The following is a 15,655-nucleotide window of genomic DNA, read 5'->3' on the forward strand; positions in this document are numbered from 1 at the left end:
ACGGACGGCGGCACTTGGGCCGGTGCGCGCCGTCCGCGCCGGTCAGACGTCGATCCGCTCGCGGTCCAGCTCGCTCGCGCCGTCGATGATGAATTTCTTGCGCGGCGCCACGTCCGACCCCATCAGCAGGTCGAACACGCGCTCGGCGGCCTCGGCGTGCTCGGCGGTGACGCGCCGCAGCGTGCGGTGACGCGGGCTCATCGTGGTCTCCGCGAGCTGGTCCGCATCCATCTCACCGAGGCCCTTGTAGCGCTGGATGTCGTCCTTGTAGCGCCGCCCTGCCTTGTCGAGCCTGCGCAGGGTGGTCTGCAACTCCGCCTCGGAGTACGTGTAGATGTACTCCGTCTTGCGCCGCCCGCTCGCGGGCAGCTCCACCCGGTGCAGCGGCGGAACGGCCGCGAACACGCGGCCGGCCTCGATGAGCGGCTTCATGTAGCGGTAGAAGAGTGTGAGCAGCAGGGTGCGGATGTGGGCGCCGTCGACGTCGGCGTCAGTCATCAGCACGACCTTGCCGTAGCGGGCCGCCTCGAGGTCGAACGAGCGCCCCGACCCGGCGCCGAGCACCTGGATGATGGCGGCACACTCGGCGTTGCGCAGCATGTCGCTGATGGATGCCTTCTGGACGTTGAGGATCTTGCCGCGGATGGGCAGCAGCGCCTGGAAGTCACTGGAGCGGGCCAGCTTCGCGGTGCCGAGGGCCGAGTCACCCTCCACGATGAACAGCTCGGACCTGTTGACGTCGTCGCTGCGGCAGTCGGCGAGCTTGGCCGGCAGGGAGGAGGTTTCCAGCGCGTTCTTGCGCCGACTGATCTCCTTCTGCTTGCGCGCGGTGATGCGGGCTCGCATCTCGGCGACGACCTTCTCCAGGAGGAGCGCGGCCTGCGTCTTGTCGTCCCGCTTGGCCGAGGTCAGGTGCGCGTGGATCTCCTTCTCCACGACGCGCGAGACGATCTGCCGGACCGGGCCGGTGCCGAGGACCTCCTTGGTCTGGCCCTCGAACTGCGGCTCCGCGAGGCGGACGGTGACCACGGCGGTCAGTCCGGCCAGGGCATCGTCCTTCTCGATGCGCTCGCCGTTGTCCTTGGTGGACACCTTGAGCTTGCGGGCGTTCGTCTCGACCGCCTTGCGCAGCACCTTGAGGAGACCCTGCTCGAAACCGGTCTGGTGGGTGCCGCCCTTGGGGGTGGAGATGATGTTGACGAAGGAGCGCACCTCGGTCTCGTAGCCGGTTCCCCACCGCAGGGCCACGTCGACCTCGCAGTCGCGCTGGACCGCCTGCGGGGTCATGTGCCCCTTCTCGTCCAGGACGGGGACCGTCTCGGAGAACGTGCCCGAGCCCTGCAACCGCCAGATCGCCGTCACCGGCACGTCCGGGGCGAGGTGCTCGACGAAGTCGACGACGCCGCCTTCGTGCTTGAACACCTCCTCGTGGACACCCGACTCCCCGGGCGTTCCCGGCAGGCCGCGCTCGTCACGGATGCGGAGCTCCAGGCCCGGCACCAGGAAACTGGTCTGCCGGGCGCGGGTGACGAGCTCGTCGTAGCTGAAGACGGCCGTCTTGGGGAAGATCTGCCGGTCCGCCCAGTACCGCACGCGGGTGCCCGTCACGCCCCGCTTCACCTTGCCCACCACGGCGAGCTCGGAGTGGTCGGTGAACGGCTCGAACGGCACGTCCGGGCTCGCGCCGGACGGCGGGTCCGCGAACAGCCCCGGCTCGCCGCGGTGGAACGTCATCCGGTGCGTCTTGCCGCCGCGGTCGACCTCGACGTCGAGGCGCGCGGACAACGCGTTGACCACCGAGGCGCCCACGCCGTGCAGACCGCCGGAGGCCGCGTAGGAACCGCCGCCGAACTTCCCGCCCGCGTGCAGCTTCGTGTAGACGACCTCGACGCCGGACAGCCCGGTCTTGGGCTCGACGTCGACCGGGATCCCGCGCCCGTCGTCCGTGACCGTCACCGAGGAGTCGGCGTGGAGCACGACGTCGATGCGCGTGGCGTACCCGCCCAGCGCCTCGTCGACGGAGTTGTCGATGATCTCCCACAGGCAGTGCATGAGGCCACGCGAATCGGTGGTCCCGATGTACATGCCGGGGCGCTTGCGCACCGCCTCCAGGCCCTCCAGGACGGAGAGGTGCCGGGCGGTGTAGCTGGATTCCTTCTCAGGACGGGCGGTCGCGGTCACGGGGCACAGCGTAGACGAGGTGGCCGACACGTTGTGCCCGCCACGCAGGACAGACGCGCATAGACGCATAGCGGACGTCGCCGAGCGGTGTCTCCTGGCGAGCGTGAACCCGCCCGCAGACGTCGTCGTGCGCCGCCCCCGCTCGGTGATTCATCCCTCAGCGCAATCCGGGCTCCGGGGCTACGGGAACTGTGAGGCACACCGCTATGCTCACGGCGAAAGCGGGGCCCTGCGGGGATGGGACCCGACGGACCGATGGTTGGATAGGGGCGTGACGACCATGACCACCGAACAGCTCACCGCCGCCGACCGTTGCGACCGCTGCGGGGCCCAGGCCTACGTGCGAGTCGTCCTTCCCACGGGCGAACTGCTCTTCTGCGGCCACCACGCCCGTGCGCACCAGCCCGCCTACGCAGGCGTGGCCACCCACGTCCAGGACGAGACCGACAGGCTGCTCGCCGAGCACGGCCAGCAGAGCTGACACCTGACCAACCCGAAACGGCGGGGCACCTCCACACGGAGGTGCCCCGCCGTCGTCGTCCACAAGCAGGTGCCACCTGCCGCCACACGCGAACGGCCGGCTCCCCGGAAGGGAGCCGGCCGTTCGCGCGGTGCGGTCGCGGTCCGGTCGCGGATCAGTCCAGGTAGTCGCGCAGCACCTGCGAGCGTGACGGGTGCCGTAGCTTCGACATCGTCTTGGACTCGATCTGCCGGATGCGCTCGCGCGTCACGCCGTAGACCTTGCCGATCTCGTCGAGCGTCTTGGGCTGGCCGTCCTGGAGGCCGAACCGCATGGAGACCACGCCGGCCTCACGCTCGCTGAGCGTGTCGAGCACCTGGTGGAGCTGCTCCTGCAGCAGCGTGAAGGAGACGGCGTCGGCCGGGACAACGGCCTCGGAGTCCTCGATGAGGTCACCGAACTCGCTGTCGCCGTCCTCACCGAGCGGCGTCGCCAGGGAGATGGGCTCGCGGCCGTACTTCTGGACCTCGACCACCTTCTCCGGGGTCATGTCGAGCTCCTTGGCCAGTTCCTCCGGCGTGGGCTCACGGCCCAGGTCCTGGAGCATCTGGCGCTGCACGCGGGCGAGCTTGTTGATGACCTCGACCATGTGCACCGGGATGCGGATGGTGCGGGCCTGGTCCGCCATGGCGCGGGTGATCGCCTGCCGGATCCACCAGGTGGCGTACGTGGAGAACTTGTAGCCCTTGGTGTAGTCGAACTTCTCGACCGCGCGGATCAGGCCGAGGTTGCCCTCCTGGATCAGGTCCAGGAACAGCATGCCGCGACCCGTGTAGCGCTTGGCGAGCGAGACCACGAGGCGCAGGTTCGCCTCGAGCAGGTGGTTCTTGGCGCGCTTGCCGTCGTGGGCGATCCACTTCAGGTCACGCTCGGTGCGACGCTGACCCTTGTCGTTCCGGTCGAACTCCGTGCTGGCGAGGCGCTCCTCGGCGAACAGGCCGGCCTCGATCCGCTTCGCGAGCTCGACCTCCTGCTCCGCGTTCAGCAGCGCGACCTTGCCGATCTGCTTCAGGTAGTCCTTGACCGGGTCCGCGGTGGCACCGGCCGTGACGACCTGCTGCGCGGGCTGATCCTCGTCGTCCGTGTCCGAGACGACGAAGCCACCCCGCTCGTCCGACTCACCCTTGCGCTTCCTGGTGGGCGGTGCCGCCTCCTCGTCCTCGTGCGGGACGGTCGAGATGTCCGACAGGTCGTTCTCGACGAGAACCGGCGCGTCATCCCCACCCTTGCGACGGCGGGATGCCGGCGCGGCCTTGGTCGTCTTCGCGGCCGCCGACTTCTTCGCGGCGGGCTTCTTGCGCGTCGTCGGCTTCTTGGTCTCCGCCCCGGACTCGTCCCCCACGGTTTCCGAGACCGAGTCGGTGGCTGCGGCGGCTGCCGCCGTCGTGCCGGACGCGGTGGTCTTCTTCGCGGTCGTCTTCCGGGTGGTGGACGACGTCGTCGTCCGGCGGGTGGTCTTCTTCGTGCCAGATGCCGAGCCCGAGGCATCGCCCTCGACGCTGGCCTTCGCGGCGACAGCGCCCGAGCGGCTCGCAGCTGCGGCGGCAACGGTGGCCGAGGCGGGCAGCCCGACATCCACCCCGGAACCGGCGAGGGCTCGGAGCACGGCCTTGAGCCGCTTGGCGTCGGCCACCTTGGCGGCCTCACAGGCCGTGCGGAAGTTCTCGGCATCGACACGGCCGGCGGCCACACCGACGCTGAGCAGTTCCTTCAGAGCGGGATGCTCGAACTCGCGTGGCAGGTCGCGCACGGGGGCACGATCGAGAGCTGTGTCCTGGGAGTTGACGGGAGTGGGCGCCACAAACCGACCTTTCGGGGTCATCGAGGATCCGGTGGTTCCGCTGCCGGGGCCTGCACTGGACCTCGTCGTGATCGGCAACGAACAAGGGATATTGTACCGTCGGCACCCTTGCACGCCTCATCCGACGTGGCCAGCGCAGATGTCTCTGGGCTCATCTCACAGCCTCATACGCGCGGAGCCCGCAGACAGCGGGCGTTCTTCCCGGGTTCTCGCTTCGTTCTTCAGGGATAGAGAGTCAACGAACCAGGCAGCGCAATGATTCCCGCGAAGGCACCCTCCGGGACGACGACGGCTTCCTCGCGCCACGGGGGTGCGCTGCTCCCGGGAGGTCACGTCCACGACCGTGGAAGAGGAAGCATGAGGTTTCGAGTCCTGGGGCCCCTGGTGGCCACCGGTCTGACGACGCGCGGCACGATCTCGGCGGCGATGCCGCGACAGGTTCTCGCCGTGCTGCTGCTCCACCACGGCCGGACGGTGGCCGTGGACACGCTGGTGGACGAGCTCTGGGGCTCCCATCCGCCCAGGCCGGCACGCCGGTGCTGGAGTCTCACGTCGTACACGTCGTACAGGACCGGCTCCGGCCGCACGAGCAGCTGACCGAAACGGCGCTCGGCCTCGGCGAATACCGGGACCTCCTGCCAGAACTGCAAGTTCTCGCCGCCGACAACCCCCTGCACGAGGGGTTCCACGCCCAGCTCATGACAGCCCTCTGCGGCGTCGGCGTGCCCCGGCAGGTGACCGACGATCGGTGCGTGCCGGGTCCTGTCTCCGCTCGCGGCTGCCGGCCTACCGCACGGCTGCCCGGCTCAGACCTTGACCGCCAGCACCGGGCACGGCGCCTCGATGAGGATGCGCTGAGCACCGGACCCGAGGATGAGCTTGCCCACCGGGCTCCGGCGTCGCAGGCCGATCACCATGAGCTCCGCACCCGTCTCCGTCGCGATCCGCACCAGGTCGTCGGCGAGGTCGCCGCTTCCGGGGGCCAGGCGAATCTCCACTCCGGCGGCCTCGAGCCGCTCCGTCAGCTCCCCCGGGTCCTGTCCTGCCTCGCCGGGGCCTGCCACCACGACGAGGGGAGCCTTGCGCTGCTCGGCCTCGGCCACCGCAGCGTCGAGTGCCGCCCGTCCCTCCGGAGTGGCCAGGTTGCCCACGACGATCGTCATGGGCACCGACGCTACCGGAAAACAAGCCTGGTCACTCCGCCACGACGGTTCCCCGGACACCACGTCGCCGGGATCGTGCGGTAAGCGCCCACCGAAGCGCACGCTCGTCCCTCCGAAGCGCATGGTCGTCCCGCCGTACGGTGACGCCGGTGCCGGCGGGGCGGGGTCGGTGCGGTCCTCAGGACGACGGCTCGAAGGCCTCCTCCTGCGCCGCGTCACGATCCGGTGCCGTGTCCCCATCCTGCGCACGCAGCAACTCCGCGGTCTCCCTCCGGACCCAGCCTGGCGGCAGCCCCGCCTCGAGCGCACGGGAGACAAGCTTGGCCAGGGTGTACTCCTCGTCGATCGCGAGCGCGGCGTCGATCCGCCCGGAGGCCACGGCACCGTCCCCGCTCCACCAGGCGACGAGGCCGAGCAGAGTGAGCGGCGCGGGCCGGCGGGCCCGGGGAACGTGCGCGACGACGGCCTCCAGCACACGCACCGCGGACCCGACCCGCTCCTGACCCGGCCGGACCGCGCCGTCGGGGTCGACGATGCGGGCCATGGCACGTCCCGCCGCCGCGTCGGTCCGGTTGTCGACCTGCCGCCGCGCGGTCCGGAGGACCGCGTCACCGTCCGTCTCGCCGCCGTCCGCGGTGATCCAGATCAGGAGCGCGTCGCGCACCCAACGGTCGCCCATGGCGGCAGCGAGCCTGCCGAGCACCGACGGCTCCAGGTCGACGGCTTCGCCCGGCCCGGCCGCGTCCACCCGCCGCACGGCGGCACGCCACTCACGCAGTGACCGGCCGGCCCAGTCGGGGGTCGTCGCGTGCGCGTTCGCCCATCGCCCGGCAGCACGTCCGGCAGACCTGCGCGCCTGGGGTGACGCGCTGACGATGCGTAGCCGGTCCTCGCGGCTCGGCGCGACCGAGCGGCCTGCGAGCACCATGGACGCCGCGAGCCTGCTGTGGACGATGTCCTCGACCGGCCTCCCCGTGGCGGGGCAGCACAGCGGGTCCGCGCAGTCGAGCGAGCGGTAGCCGCCAGGCGTGACGATCCACGACTCGGTGCCTGGCAGCCGCCCCTCGACGTGCGCCGCCGTCACCTCCAACGCACGCCGGATCCGGGCTCCGGAGCCGATGGCGGCCGGCAGGGCGGCGTCGGTGTATCCCACGACGACGACGCGATCGGCCCCGTCCTTCGTCGCGACCCGCGCCAGGGACTCCGCCGCTGCCTCCGCGGCCGGCCGCCCATCGGTGCACCGCCCGTCGAAGGCATCCAGGTCGAGGCGGGCGACCAGCCCGACGAGCTGGCGCCTTCCACGCACGCTGACCACGACGACGGACTCGGAAGGCCGGTAGCCGAGCCGGAAGGGGATGAAGGCGAGAAGGTCCTGAGGGCCTCGCACCCGCACGGTGATGGCGTTGGCGTTCGTGTTCATGACCACCAGCAAACGGGTGCGATCGCGGTTCCGCCGGTCCCCTGGCCGCTGCCTGTCGACAGGCAGCGGATCCGGGTAGCTGTGGTCGGCGTCGAACGCGGAGGTTGCCGTGCGGCGGGTACCAACGGCTACCGTATCGGGGTGCCGAGAATTCTCCCGACAGGCCGTGTGGAGCCCACGAAGAGCGACGCAGGACGAAGCATCCGCCGTGCGGCCGCCCGTGTCACGGTGACAGCCGTGGCAGCCTCGCTGCTGCTGACCGGGTGCGAGGCGCGCGAGACCCTGAGTGACATCGCCGGAGAGTTCGGCAACGCCCGCCAGGTCGATGAACCGGAGAGCACGCCCGTCGCGGCGCCCGACCCGTCGGCCGCGGGCGACCCGTCCGCTTCCCCGAGCACGCCTCCGACGCCGGAGGTCCTGCCGAGCTTCGACGCCAGGAGCGCGGTGGGAGACTTCGCGCCGGGATTCCCGAAGAACGTGGTGTCGGTGCCGGACGGTGCGAAGCTTCTGGCCACCTCTGCGGCACCGGTCGCGGGCTCGAAGCCGGAGACGGTGCAGGTCACGCTGAATCTGTCGGCGAAGCAGTCCCCCGAGAAACTGCTCGCGCAGATCACCTCGATCCTGGCGGAGAACGGCTTCGAGGCGTTGGATGCCCCGGCCAAGAGCGGGCTCACGGCACAATCCGCGTTCACCCGCAAGACCAAGGTGAAGAAGACCACCGTCAACGAATCGCTGCTGGTGGGCGTTCTGAAGGACGGCGACCGCTCGCTGCTCACCCTGAGCGGGACCGTCGCGACCGGAGAGGGCGCCTAGGCTGGCTCCGTGGCTCTCACCTCCTCCCCCGTCCCGACAACACCCGCCGCACTCGTCGACGTCGAGGACCTGCGGTCCCGCGTCGACGCCGCCGTCACGGCCCACCTGACGGCCCTGGCAGCGGAGATCGCGGCCGTCAGCGCGGGAGCCGACGGTGCCGCGACCGCGCTGACCGATCAGGCGTCCACGCTCCTGTCCGGGGGCAAGCGGCTGCGTGCCGCGTTGTGCTGGTGGTCGTTCCGCGCCCACGGCGGCGCATCGTCCGGCCCGGCCTCCGAGGCGGTGGTGCGCACGGGCGCCGCCCTGGAACTGTTCCAGGCGGCAGCCCTGCTGCACGACGACGTGATGGACAACTCCGACACGCGACGCGGCGCGCCCACCGCGCACCGCGCGTTCGCCGCACGGCACGCCGGATCAAGCTGGTCGGGCGACTCCGGGCGGTTCGGGGAGGCGGGCGCGATCCTGCTGGGCGATCTCGTCCTGATCGCGGCACAGCGGGAACTCTCCGCCGCGCTCGCCGCGCTCGCGGAGGTCGCGCCGTCGGTGCGCGATGCGTTCGACCGGATGCAGAGCGAGGTCGTGACCGGCCAGTTCCTCGACGTGCTCGTGCAGGCCGAGCCCTGGGGTACCGATCCGGCCGCCGACGAGGAGCGGGCGCGGGCCGTGCTGCGGGCCAAGGCCGCCGGGTACTCGGTCGCCTCTCCGCTGGAGCTCGGCGCCCTCCTGGCCGGCGCGAGCCGCGAGAGCGCCGATCGGATCTACTCCGCAGGCGTTCCCCTCGGCGAGGCGTTCCAGTTGCGCGACGACGTGCTGGGTGTGTTCGGCGACCCCTCTGTGACCGGCAAACCCGCCGGTGACGACCTGCGCGAGGGAAAGCGCACCGTCCTGGTGGCGCGCGCGATGGCCGGTCTGCGATCCGCCGGTCGCGACCTGCTGACCGGTTCCCTGGGCAACCCCGGCCTGTCCGACGACGATGTCCGGCGCATCCGCGAGGTCATCGTGGAGTCCGGCGCCCTGAACGACGTCGAGCACCTCATCGATGGGCTGTACACGACCGCGAGGGCGCAGCTCGACGCCGCGGACCTTGCCGCACGGGGCCGCGAGATGCTGTCCGCGATCGCACGAGCGCTGGTCGACCGCGACGCCTGAACGCCGGTGCACGGCCCCGGGACCGCATTCTCGCGCGGGGCACGGAACTCGGGCCGGGGCCCGAGGCCTGCTGGGTCAGCGGCCCGGTCCGGAGCTCAGAACAGTGCCTGCGCCACCCGGCGCACCTGGGCACGCTGGCCCTGGCGCAGCGCCTCGAGCGGTGCCATGCCGAGCGAGTCCTCGTGCTCGTGGAGCCACTCGATGATCTCGGGGTCCTTGAAGCCCGCGTCCGTCAGCAGCACGATCGTCCCGCGCAGGGTGGCGATGATCTCACCGTCCTGCAGGAAGCCGGCAGGGACCTGCCACACGGAACGGTCCCCGTGCTTGACCGCCACCACATGCCGGTCCCGCACCAGTCGGCGGGCACGTCCGAAGTCGATACCGAGAGCGTCGGCGAGGTCCGGCAAGGTCAGCCATTCGTCGACGAGTGCGTCCAGGCCCGGGTCATCTGGCGTCGTGGTGCTCACCGGTAGATCCTATCCGGCCGCGGCTCCGCGGCGACGTCCGAGGCTGTCCGCGCAGCACCGTCCGAGGACAGGACGTTCCATACCCGCATGTCACCGTGCGCCCGTAGACTGTGGGTCTGTGGCTTCCGTGACTCAAGACCCCCTCGTCGGACAGACGGTCGACGGTCGGTACCAGGTCACCGAACGCGTCGCGAGCGGCGGGATGGCGACCGTGTACCGCGCTCGGGACACCCGCCTGAACCGCGAGCTCGCGCTCAAGGTGATGCACCCACATCTCGCCGAGGGCGACCAGGCCGCCGACTTCGTGGCACGGTTCCGGCGCGAGGCCCGGGCCGGCGCCGGCGTCTCGCACCCCGGCGTGGTGGCCATGTACGACCAGGGCCACGACGGCGATCTCAGCTATCTGACGATGGAGTACGTCCCGGGAACGAACCTGCGCCAGCTCCTGCGCGAGGGTGCTCTGACCGTCCGCCGGACGTTCGCGCTCCTCGACCAGGTGCTCTCCGCCCTCTCCGCGGCGCATGACCACGGGGTCGTCCATCGTGACATCAAGCCGGAGAACGTCCTCCTGAACACGAACGGACGAAAGGCCAAGGTGGCGGACTTCGGTCTGGCCCGTGCCGTCACGGAGATGACGCAGACGTCGACCGGCACCGTGTTCGGCACCGTGGCCTACATGGCACCCGAGGTCATCTCGACCGGCAAGTGCGATGTCCGGGCCGACGTGTACGCGGTCGGGATCATGGCCTTCGAGATGCTCACGGGGAAGCAGCCGTTCTCGGGCGACACCCCGATCCAGGTCGCGTACGCACACGTGAACAGGGACATCCCCACGCCGTCCACCGTGGTCGAGGGGCTCGGTGACGCGGTCGAGCACCTGGTGCGCACGCTCGCCGCACGCGACCCCGCGGATCGGCCCGCCGACGGCCGGGCGGCACTGCAGCTGCTCCGTGCGGTATGGAAGGCCCTGCCCGCCGAAGTGCTCGACGCCACCCCTCAAGACCTGGGAACACCCGAGACACCGCCACCCGCGCCCACGTCGCCCGTCGGCCACGCCGGCACTCCTGGCCCGCGCACGGACATCTCCCCGTCGCTGCTGCCCCCGCTCGGGCCGCGCACGGCGAACGGGCCGCAGCACGCCGCCGCCGTACCGATCACCCGACCGCGTCGCAGAGGGCGCATCGGTGCCCTGATCACCATCGCGATCCTGCTCGCCCTGCTCCTGATCGGACTCGCCTGGGCCGACGGCGACGGCAGGTTCGACTGGGTGCGGCCGGGACCGGGAACGTCCCCGGCCGCGGGTGCCGCCCCGGCCGCGGTCGAGGAACCGCTGCCGGAGCCGCCGTCAGCCGTCCGAAGCTGACCCTGTGGGCGCTACCCCGCCCTGGTCACCGGGTACGCGCTTGTCGCCGGAGTCCTTGCCCTCGGAGTCCTCCTCGTCAGGCTCCACGGCCTGGGGATCTCCGTCCTCGACGGCCTCACGCCCGGCGTCGGTCCTGCCGGGTTCCGTCCCGTCCAGGTCCGGCGCGTCGGGTTCCGTGCCCTCGGTCCCTGCTGATCCCTCGGGTTCCGTCCGGGCGGGTTCTGTACCCTCGGCTTCCGTATCGCCGGCGTCCGTCGCCTCGGCCCGAGCCGCACCCGCCACGGCGGCCCCCTCCCCCGAGACGGCGCCGCCCGCAGCCGGCTCGCGTCCCGGCACGAAGACGGACTCCTCGCGCTCCGGGTGCTGCCGTCCCCGGACCACGAACAGCGTGAGTCCGAGGAGCGCCACCAGGATCGACACCGCCGAGTTCGCGGGAAGGCCCAGATAGGTGTCGCTCGTCGGATCGATGCGCAGCAGCTCCAGCCACGCCCGGCCCACCCCGTACCAGACCATGTAGAGCCCGAACAGGCGCCCCCAGCGCAGCTGGAACCGCCGGTCCAGTGCCACGAGCACCCCGGCGCCGACGAGGTTCCACAACGCCTCGTACAGGAACAGCGGGTGGAAGAGGGTTCCCGCGGCTTCCCCGGCGGGGAACATCGCCGCGTCGGGGTCGATCTCCAGGCCCCACGGGAGAGTGGTCGGGTTGCCGAACAGCTCGTGGTTCCACCAGTTGCCGCCACGCCCGATGGCCTGCGCCACCAGCATCGCGGGTGCGAGCGCGTCCGCGAACGACCAGAACCGGATGCCCGCCCGCCGGCAGGCGATCCACGCGCCGACGGCTCCGCCGATCAACGATCCGAAGATCGCATTGCCCCCGTCCCAGATGCGCACCACGTCCCACGGGTCGGCGCCCGCATAGAAGTAGTCCCCGGTGTGGGTGAGCACGTGGTAGAAGCGCGCACCGACGATGCCGAGCGGAACCGCCCAGAGCACGATGTCGAGGACGACGTCGTCCGGCGCTCCTCGTCGGCTCAGCCGGCGCTGCGTGAGATACGCCGCGACGGCGATCCCCGCGAGCAACCACAGGGCGTAGACGTGGATCGTCAGCGGACCCAGGTTGATGGCGTTCCAGGCCAGGGGCGGGCTGGGGATCGCGTAGGGCACGGATCACTGCCTCTCTCGTCGAAGCTTGCGTGCGGGCATCGGCACCCGCGATGGGGACGATACTCGCGGCGTCGTGGCGCAGACTACTGGCGGATCATCTCCGCCACCTGGAAGGCAAGCTCCAGGGACTGCTGATGGTTCAGCCTCGGGTCCACGAGCGTCTCGTAACGCAGCGCCAGGCCCGCGTCCGAGATCTTCTCCGCCCCTCCGAGCACCTCGGTGACGTCGTCACCCGTGAGTTCCACGTGCAGGCCGCCGGGCACGGTGCCGAGCGCCCGGTGCACCTCGAAGAACCCCGCGACCTCGTCCAGCACGTCCGACAGGCGGCGCGTCTTGTACCCGGACTCCGACGTGATCGTGTTCCCGTGCATGGGATCCGTCACCCAGGTGACGTTCACTCCCGCCCACGTGACCGCCTCGACCAGCGCCGGCAGCACGTCCCGGATCTTCCCGGCGCCCATCCGCGTGATGAACGTGAGCCTCCCGGGCTCGTTGTCCGGGTTCAGGCGCTCTGCCAGGGCCAGCGCGTCCTGCGGCGCCGTCGTCGGGCCGAGCTTCACCCCGATCGGGTTGGCCACCCGGGACAGGAAGTCCACGTGCGCGCCTTCGAACTGACGCGTGCGCTCCCCGATCCACAGGAAGTGCGCGCTCGTGTCGTAGGCACGGTCCGTCCGCTGGTCGTGACGGGTCAGGGCGCGTTCGTAGTCCAGGATCAGGGCCTCGTGGCTCAGGAAGAACTCGACCGAACGCAGCGCGTCGAAGTCCGCGCCGCAGGCGTCCATGAACCGGATCGCGCGGTCGATCTCGTCCGCCGTCCGCTCGTAGCGTGCGTAGGCCGGGTTCGACATGAAGCCGCGGTTCCACTCGTGCACCTGACGCAGATCCGCGAATCCGCCGGTCGTGAACGCACGCACGACGTTCGCCGTGGCCGACGAGATCCGGTATGCCTGGTCCAACCGCTCCGGGTCCGGGACCCGCGACTCCTTGGTGAACGCGTGCCCGTTGACCATGTCCCCGCGGTAGGCCGGCAGCGTGACGCCGTCGCGGGTCTCCTCGTCGCTCGAACGCGGCTTGGCGTACTGCCCCGCCATGCGCCCCATCTTCACCACGGGTGTCGAGGCCGAGTGCGTGAGGATGACGGCCATCTGCAGGATGGTCCGCACCTTGTTGCGGATCCGGTCCGCGTGCGCGTCCGCGAACGACTCGGCGCAGTCCCCGCCCTGAAGGAGGAACGCCTCGCCCCGCCCGGCGGCGGCGAGGCGTTCCTTGAGCGTGTCGGCGTCCGCCGGGACCGCCAGCGGCGCGGCGTGCTCGAGGCGCGTCGTCACCGCCGCCAGAGCGTCCACGTCCGGCCAGACCGGCTGCTGGCGCGCCTCGAGCGTGCGGAAGTGATCGAGCCCTGCGGCCAGGGCGTCGTCGGCGACGGTGCTCATGCTGCTCCTGAACCTGGTCCGGCGCCGGTCAGTGCGCCGCCGCCGCGGGCACCAGCGGCTGACCGAGATCGGCGAGCATCTCACCGAACCACGGCGCCGACGTGTCGAACGCCTTGCCGCCCTCGATCCGCGGGAACGGGATGGCCTTGAGACGGTCGCCGTCGGTCTCGTCGTGCCCGATCACGCCGGACTCCGAGCGCAGCGCGCACTCGACGGCCAGATCCGTCATCGACTTGATCAGGCGCAGGTCCTCCGTGTTCGCCGCCGCCGCGCGCGAGTAGTAGCCGGACTTCTGCACCATGACCTTCTCGGCGCCCAGCTTCTCGGCGAACTGCTTGGCGAACCACTGACCCGGGTTCACGAAGTCGAGCTTCACGTGACCGAACGGGTCGCGCTGCACCTCCTCGCCGGCGGCCTCGAGCTGCGCGACGATCTCGTTCAGGCCCGCACCCTCGGACAGGAAGATGTTCACGTTGCCCTGCTCGTCCATGACGGCGCGCAGGCGCTTGGCCTCGGCGTCGATGTCGATCTCCAGCTCCGGCAGGAACACGGCGTGCACGTCCCAGCGCTCGCGGCTCAGGCCGAGGCTCGGCACCCACTCCTGGGTGTCCAGCCACTTGCGGTACTCCGCGGCGGTCGCGGCGGTCAGCCAGCCGCAGTGCCGGCCCATGACCTCGTGGATGATCAGCATGCGGGGGCCCACGCGGTTCTCCCCGATGACGTGCGCGGCGAACTTCGCACCCTCCTCGGCGGCGGTCCACGCGCCCAGCGACTGGCGGATCGGCACGACGTCGTTGTCGATGGTCTTGGGCAGGCCCACCACCGTCAGGTCGTAGTCGTTCTCGTGCAGGTAGGCGGCCAGGTCCGCAGCCGTCGTGTTCGTGTCGTCACCGCCGATGGTGTGCAGCACGTCCACGCCGTCCGCCTTCAGCCGCTCGGCGGCGACGTGCAGAGGGTTCTGCCCCTCCTGAACGAGCCCGCGCTTCACGCAGTCGGCGACGTTCGTCAGCTTCACGCGCGAGTTGCCGATCGGCGACCCGCCGAAGCGGTGCAGCACGCCCGCCTTCCGGCGCGCCTCGTCGTCGACGACGATCTTGGTGCCCGTCAGCAGGCCGTGGTAGCCGTGCTGGTAGGCGATGATCTCGATCGTGGGGTCGAGCTCCGTGTAACGCTCGATCAGCCCACCGACCGCGGACGACAGGCAGGGGGCGAAGCCCCCGGCGGTCAGCAGAGCCACGCGACGAACAGACATCGCAGATGCACCTCTCGGTTCGGGGAGTTCCTGCGGGCCGGTGCGCCATCCCGGCAGCACCCGCCCTGTCCTCGCCATCCTACTGACGCACCCCGGTGCAGGCCTTGTGCTTGTCCACAGATCGATCAGCTCGGATCGATCAGCACGAACCGATCACGCCCGGCCGTCGGCCTCATTCGCGGCGCGAGGGCCGCTGCGTCGGCAGGTAGCGCGTCGCCGGCGTCGGCGCCCGGCCCGCCGTCGTGCTCGCCTTCTCCGTCGCCGCGTAGACGTCGACGTACTCCTGGTCGGACAGCGCCAGGATCGCCTCCATGATCTCGTCGGCGACCCGGCGCAGCGTGGCGTGGTCGGTCGCCTTGTCGGCCAGGTGGGAGAAGTCGAGCGGCTCGCCGATGCGGGCGCCCAGCGGCATGAACCGCGGCACGGTGCGCCCCACCGGCTGAGCCTCGTCGGTACCGACCATCACGACCGGGATCACCGGGACGCCGGACTCCAGCGCCATCCGCGCCACCCCGGTCTTGGCCTTGTACAGCCGCCCGTCGGGGCTCCGCGTCCCCTCGGGATAGATCCCGAGCAGATCGCCGTCGGCCAGGACGCGCAACCCCGTGTTGATCGCGGCCTCGCTCGCGGCCCCACCCGACCGGTCGATCGGGATCGTCCCGATCCCCGTCATGAACCAGGCCGTGACCCGGCCCTTGAGGCCGCGACCCGTGAAGTAGTCGGACTTGCCGAGGAACTTGACCTGCCGGGGAAGCATCAGCGGGAGGATGAACGAGTCGATCACGGCGAGATGGTTGCCCGCCAGGATCGCCGCGCCGCGGCGGGGCACGTTCCTGCGGCCCTCGACCCACGGCCGGTAGGCGAGCCTCAGCAGCGGCCCGACCAGGATGTGCTTCATCACCCAGTAGAACAAGAGTCCTCCTCGCACG

Annotated in this window: 13 protein-coding genes and 2 pseudogenes; 6 read left to right on the plus strand and 9 right to left on the minus strand. The window is 70.8% G+C overall.

Translation table 11 applies throughout. The features are described from left to right. Positions 1-42: 42 nt before the first annotated feature. Positions 43-2,181: a DNA gyrase/topoisomerase IV subunit B gene (locus tag HGK34_RS09815; RefSeq protein ID WP_307815881.1), complete on the minus strand. Its 2,139-nt coding sequence runs from the start codon at positions 2,179-2,181 to the stop codon at positions 43-45. Between the two features lie 280 nt (positions 2,182-2,461). On the opposite strand from HGK34_RS09815, the gene HGK34_RS09820 reads away from it, so the two are divergent. Then, positions 2,462-2,662, plus strand: a complete 201-nt coding sequence (locus HGK34_RS09820) for a DUF7455 domain-containing protein (RefSeq protein ID WP_201846743.1) — start codon at positions 2,462-2,464, stop codon at positions 2,660-2,662. Between the two features lie 154 nt (positions 2,663-2,816). On the opposite strand, the gene HGK34_RS09825 is transcribed toward HGK34_RS09820, so the two are convergent. Beyond that, positions 2,817-4,523 (minus strand): RNA polymerase sigma factor, encoded by a 1,707-nt coding sequence (locus HGK34_RS09825; RefSeq protein ID WP_201846648.1) that lies wholly within the window; start codon positions 4,521-4,523, stop codon positions 2,817-2,819. 336 nt (positions 4,524-4,859) lie between these two features. Between HGK34_RS09825 and HGK34_RS22320 the strand changes: the two genes are divergently transcribed. Both HGK34_RS22320 and HGK34_RS23745 read left to right on the plus strand, forming a co-directional pair. Next, the gene (locus tag HGK34_RS22320) at positions 4,860-5,099 is read left to right on the plus strand and encodes an AfsR/SARP family transcriptional regulator (RefSeq protein ID WP_207193346.1); all 240 of its coding nucleotides are present in this window, start codon (positions 4,860-4,862) and stop codon (positions 5,097-5,099) included. After that, a pseudogene (locus HGK34_RS23745) lies at positions 5,039-5,164 on the plus strand (hypothetical protein); the annotation flags it as partial. The gene HGK34_RS22320 and the pseudogene HGK34_RS23745, both read left to right, overlap by 61 nt. A gap of 144 nt (positions 5,165-5,308) precedes the next feature. On the opposite strand, the gene HGK34_RS09835 reads toward HGK34_RS23745, so the two are convergent. Next, the gene (locus HGK34_RS09835; protein ID WP_201846650.1) at positions 5,309-5,665 is read right to left on the minus strand and encodes a universal stress protein; all 357 of its coding nucleotides are present in this window, start codon (positions 5,663-5,665) and stop codon (positions 5,309-5,311) included. 178 nt (positions 5,666-5,843) lie between these two features. Then, positions 5,844-7,085 (minus strand): DUF4192 domain-containing protein, encoded by a 1,242-nt coding sequence (locus HGK34_RS09840; RefSeq protein ID WP_201846651.1) that lies wholly within the window; start codon positions 7,083-7,085, stop codon positions 5,844-5,846. 237 nt (positions 7,086-7,322) lie between these two features. Here HGK34_RS09840 and HGK34_RS09845 point away from each other — a divergent pair, with 237 nt between their 5' ends. Beyond that, positions 7,323-7,898: a hypothetical protein gene (locus HGK34_RS09845; protein ID WP_201846653.1), complete on the plus strand. Its 576-nt coding sequence runs from the start codon at positions 7,323-7,325 to the stop codon at positions 7,896-7,898. Between the two features lie 9 nt (positions 7,899-7,907). Further along, positions 7,908-9,047, plus strand: coding sequence for a polyprenyl synthetase family protein (locus tag HGK34_RS09850; RefSeq protein WP_201846655.1), 1,140 nt, complete (start codon positions 7,908-7,910; stop codon positions 9,045-9,047). Between the two features lie 95 nt (positions 9,048-9,142). Here HGK34_RS09850 and HGK34_RS09855 read toward each other — a convergent pair whose 3' ends face one another. Next, positions 9,143-9,514, minus strand: a complete 372-nt coding sequence (locus HGK34_RS09855; RefSeq protein WP_307815882.1) for an Rv2175c family DNA-binding protein — start codon at positions 9,512-9,514, stop codon at positions 9,143-9,145. A 118-nt stretch (positions 9,515-9,632) separates the two neighbouring features. Between HGK34_RS09855 and HGK34_RS09860 the strand changes: the two genes are divergently transcribed. Next, positions 9,633-10,877: a protein kinase domain-containing protein gene (locus HGK34_RS09860; RefSeq protein ID WP_201846656.1), complete on the plus strand. Its 1,245-nt coding sequence runs from the start codon at positions 9,633-9,635 to the stop codon at positions 10,875-10,877. A 207-nt stretch (positions 10,878-11,084) separates the two neighbouring features. Here HGK34_RS09860 and lgt read toward each other — a convergent pair. The 4 genes and pseudogenes from lgt to HGK34_RS09880 form a co-directional block, all read right to left on the minus strand. Continuing rightward, a pseudogene (gene lgt, locus HGK34_RS09865) lies at positions 11,085-12,041 on the minus strand (prolipoprotein diacylglyceryl transferase); the annotation flags it as partial. A gap of 83 nt (positions 12,042-12,124) precedes the next feature. Further along, the gene (locus HGK34_RS09870; RefSeq protein WP_201846660.1) at positions 12,125-13,474 is read right to left on the minus strand and encodes a class II 3-deoxy-7-phosphoheptulonate synthase; all 1,350 of its coding nucleotides are present in this window, start codon (positions 13,472-13,474) and stop codon (positions 12,125-12,127) included. Positions 13,475-13,502: 28 nt separating this feature from the next. After that, entirely contained in the window at positions 13,503-14,726 is a 1,224-nt protein-coding gene (locus HGK34_RS09875) for a pyrophosphate--fructose-6-phosphate 1-phosphotransferase (protein WP_201846662.1), read from the minus strand. Between the two features lie 172 nt (positions 14,727-14,898). Further along, entirely contained in the window at positions 14,899-15,639 is a 741-nt protein-coding gene (locus tag HGK34_RS09880) for a lysophospholipid acyltransferase family protein (protein WP_201846747.1), read from the minus strand. Positions 15,640-15,655: the final 16 nt, after the last annotated feature.

Source organism: Myceligenerans indicum (assembly GCF_016742955.1).
In the GTDB taxonomy this organism is placed as follows: domain Bacteria; phylum Actinomycetota; class Actinomycetes; order Actinomycetales; family Cellulomonadaceae; genus Myceligenerans; species Myceligenerans indicum.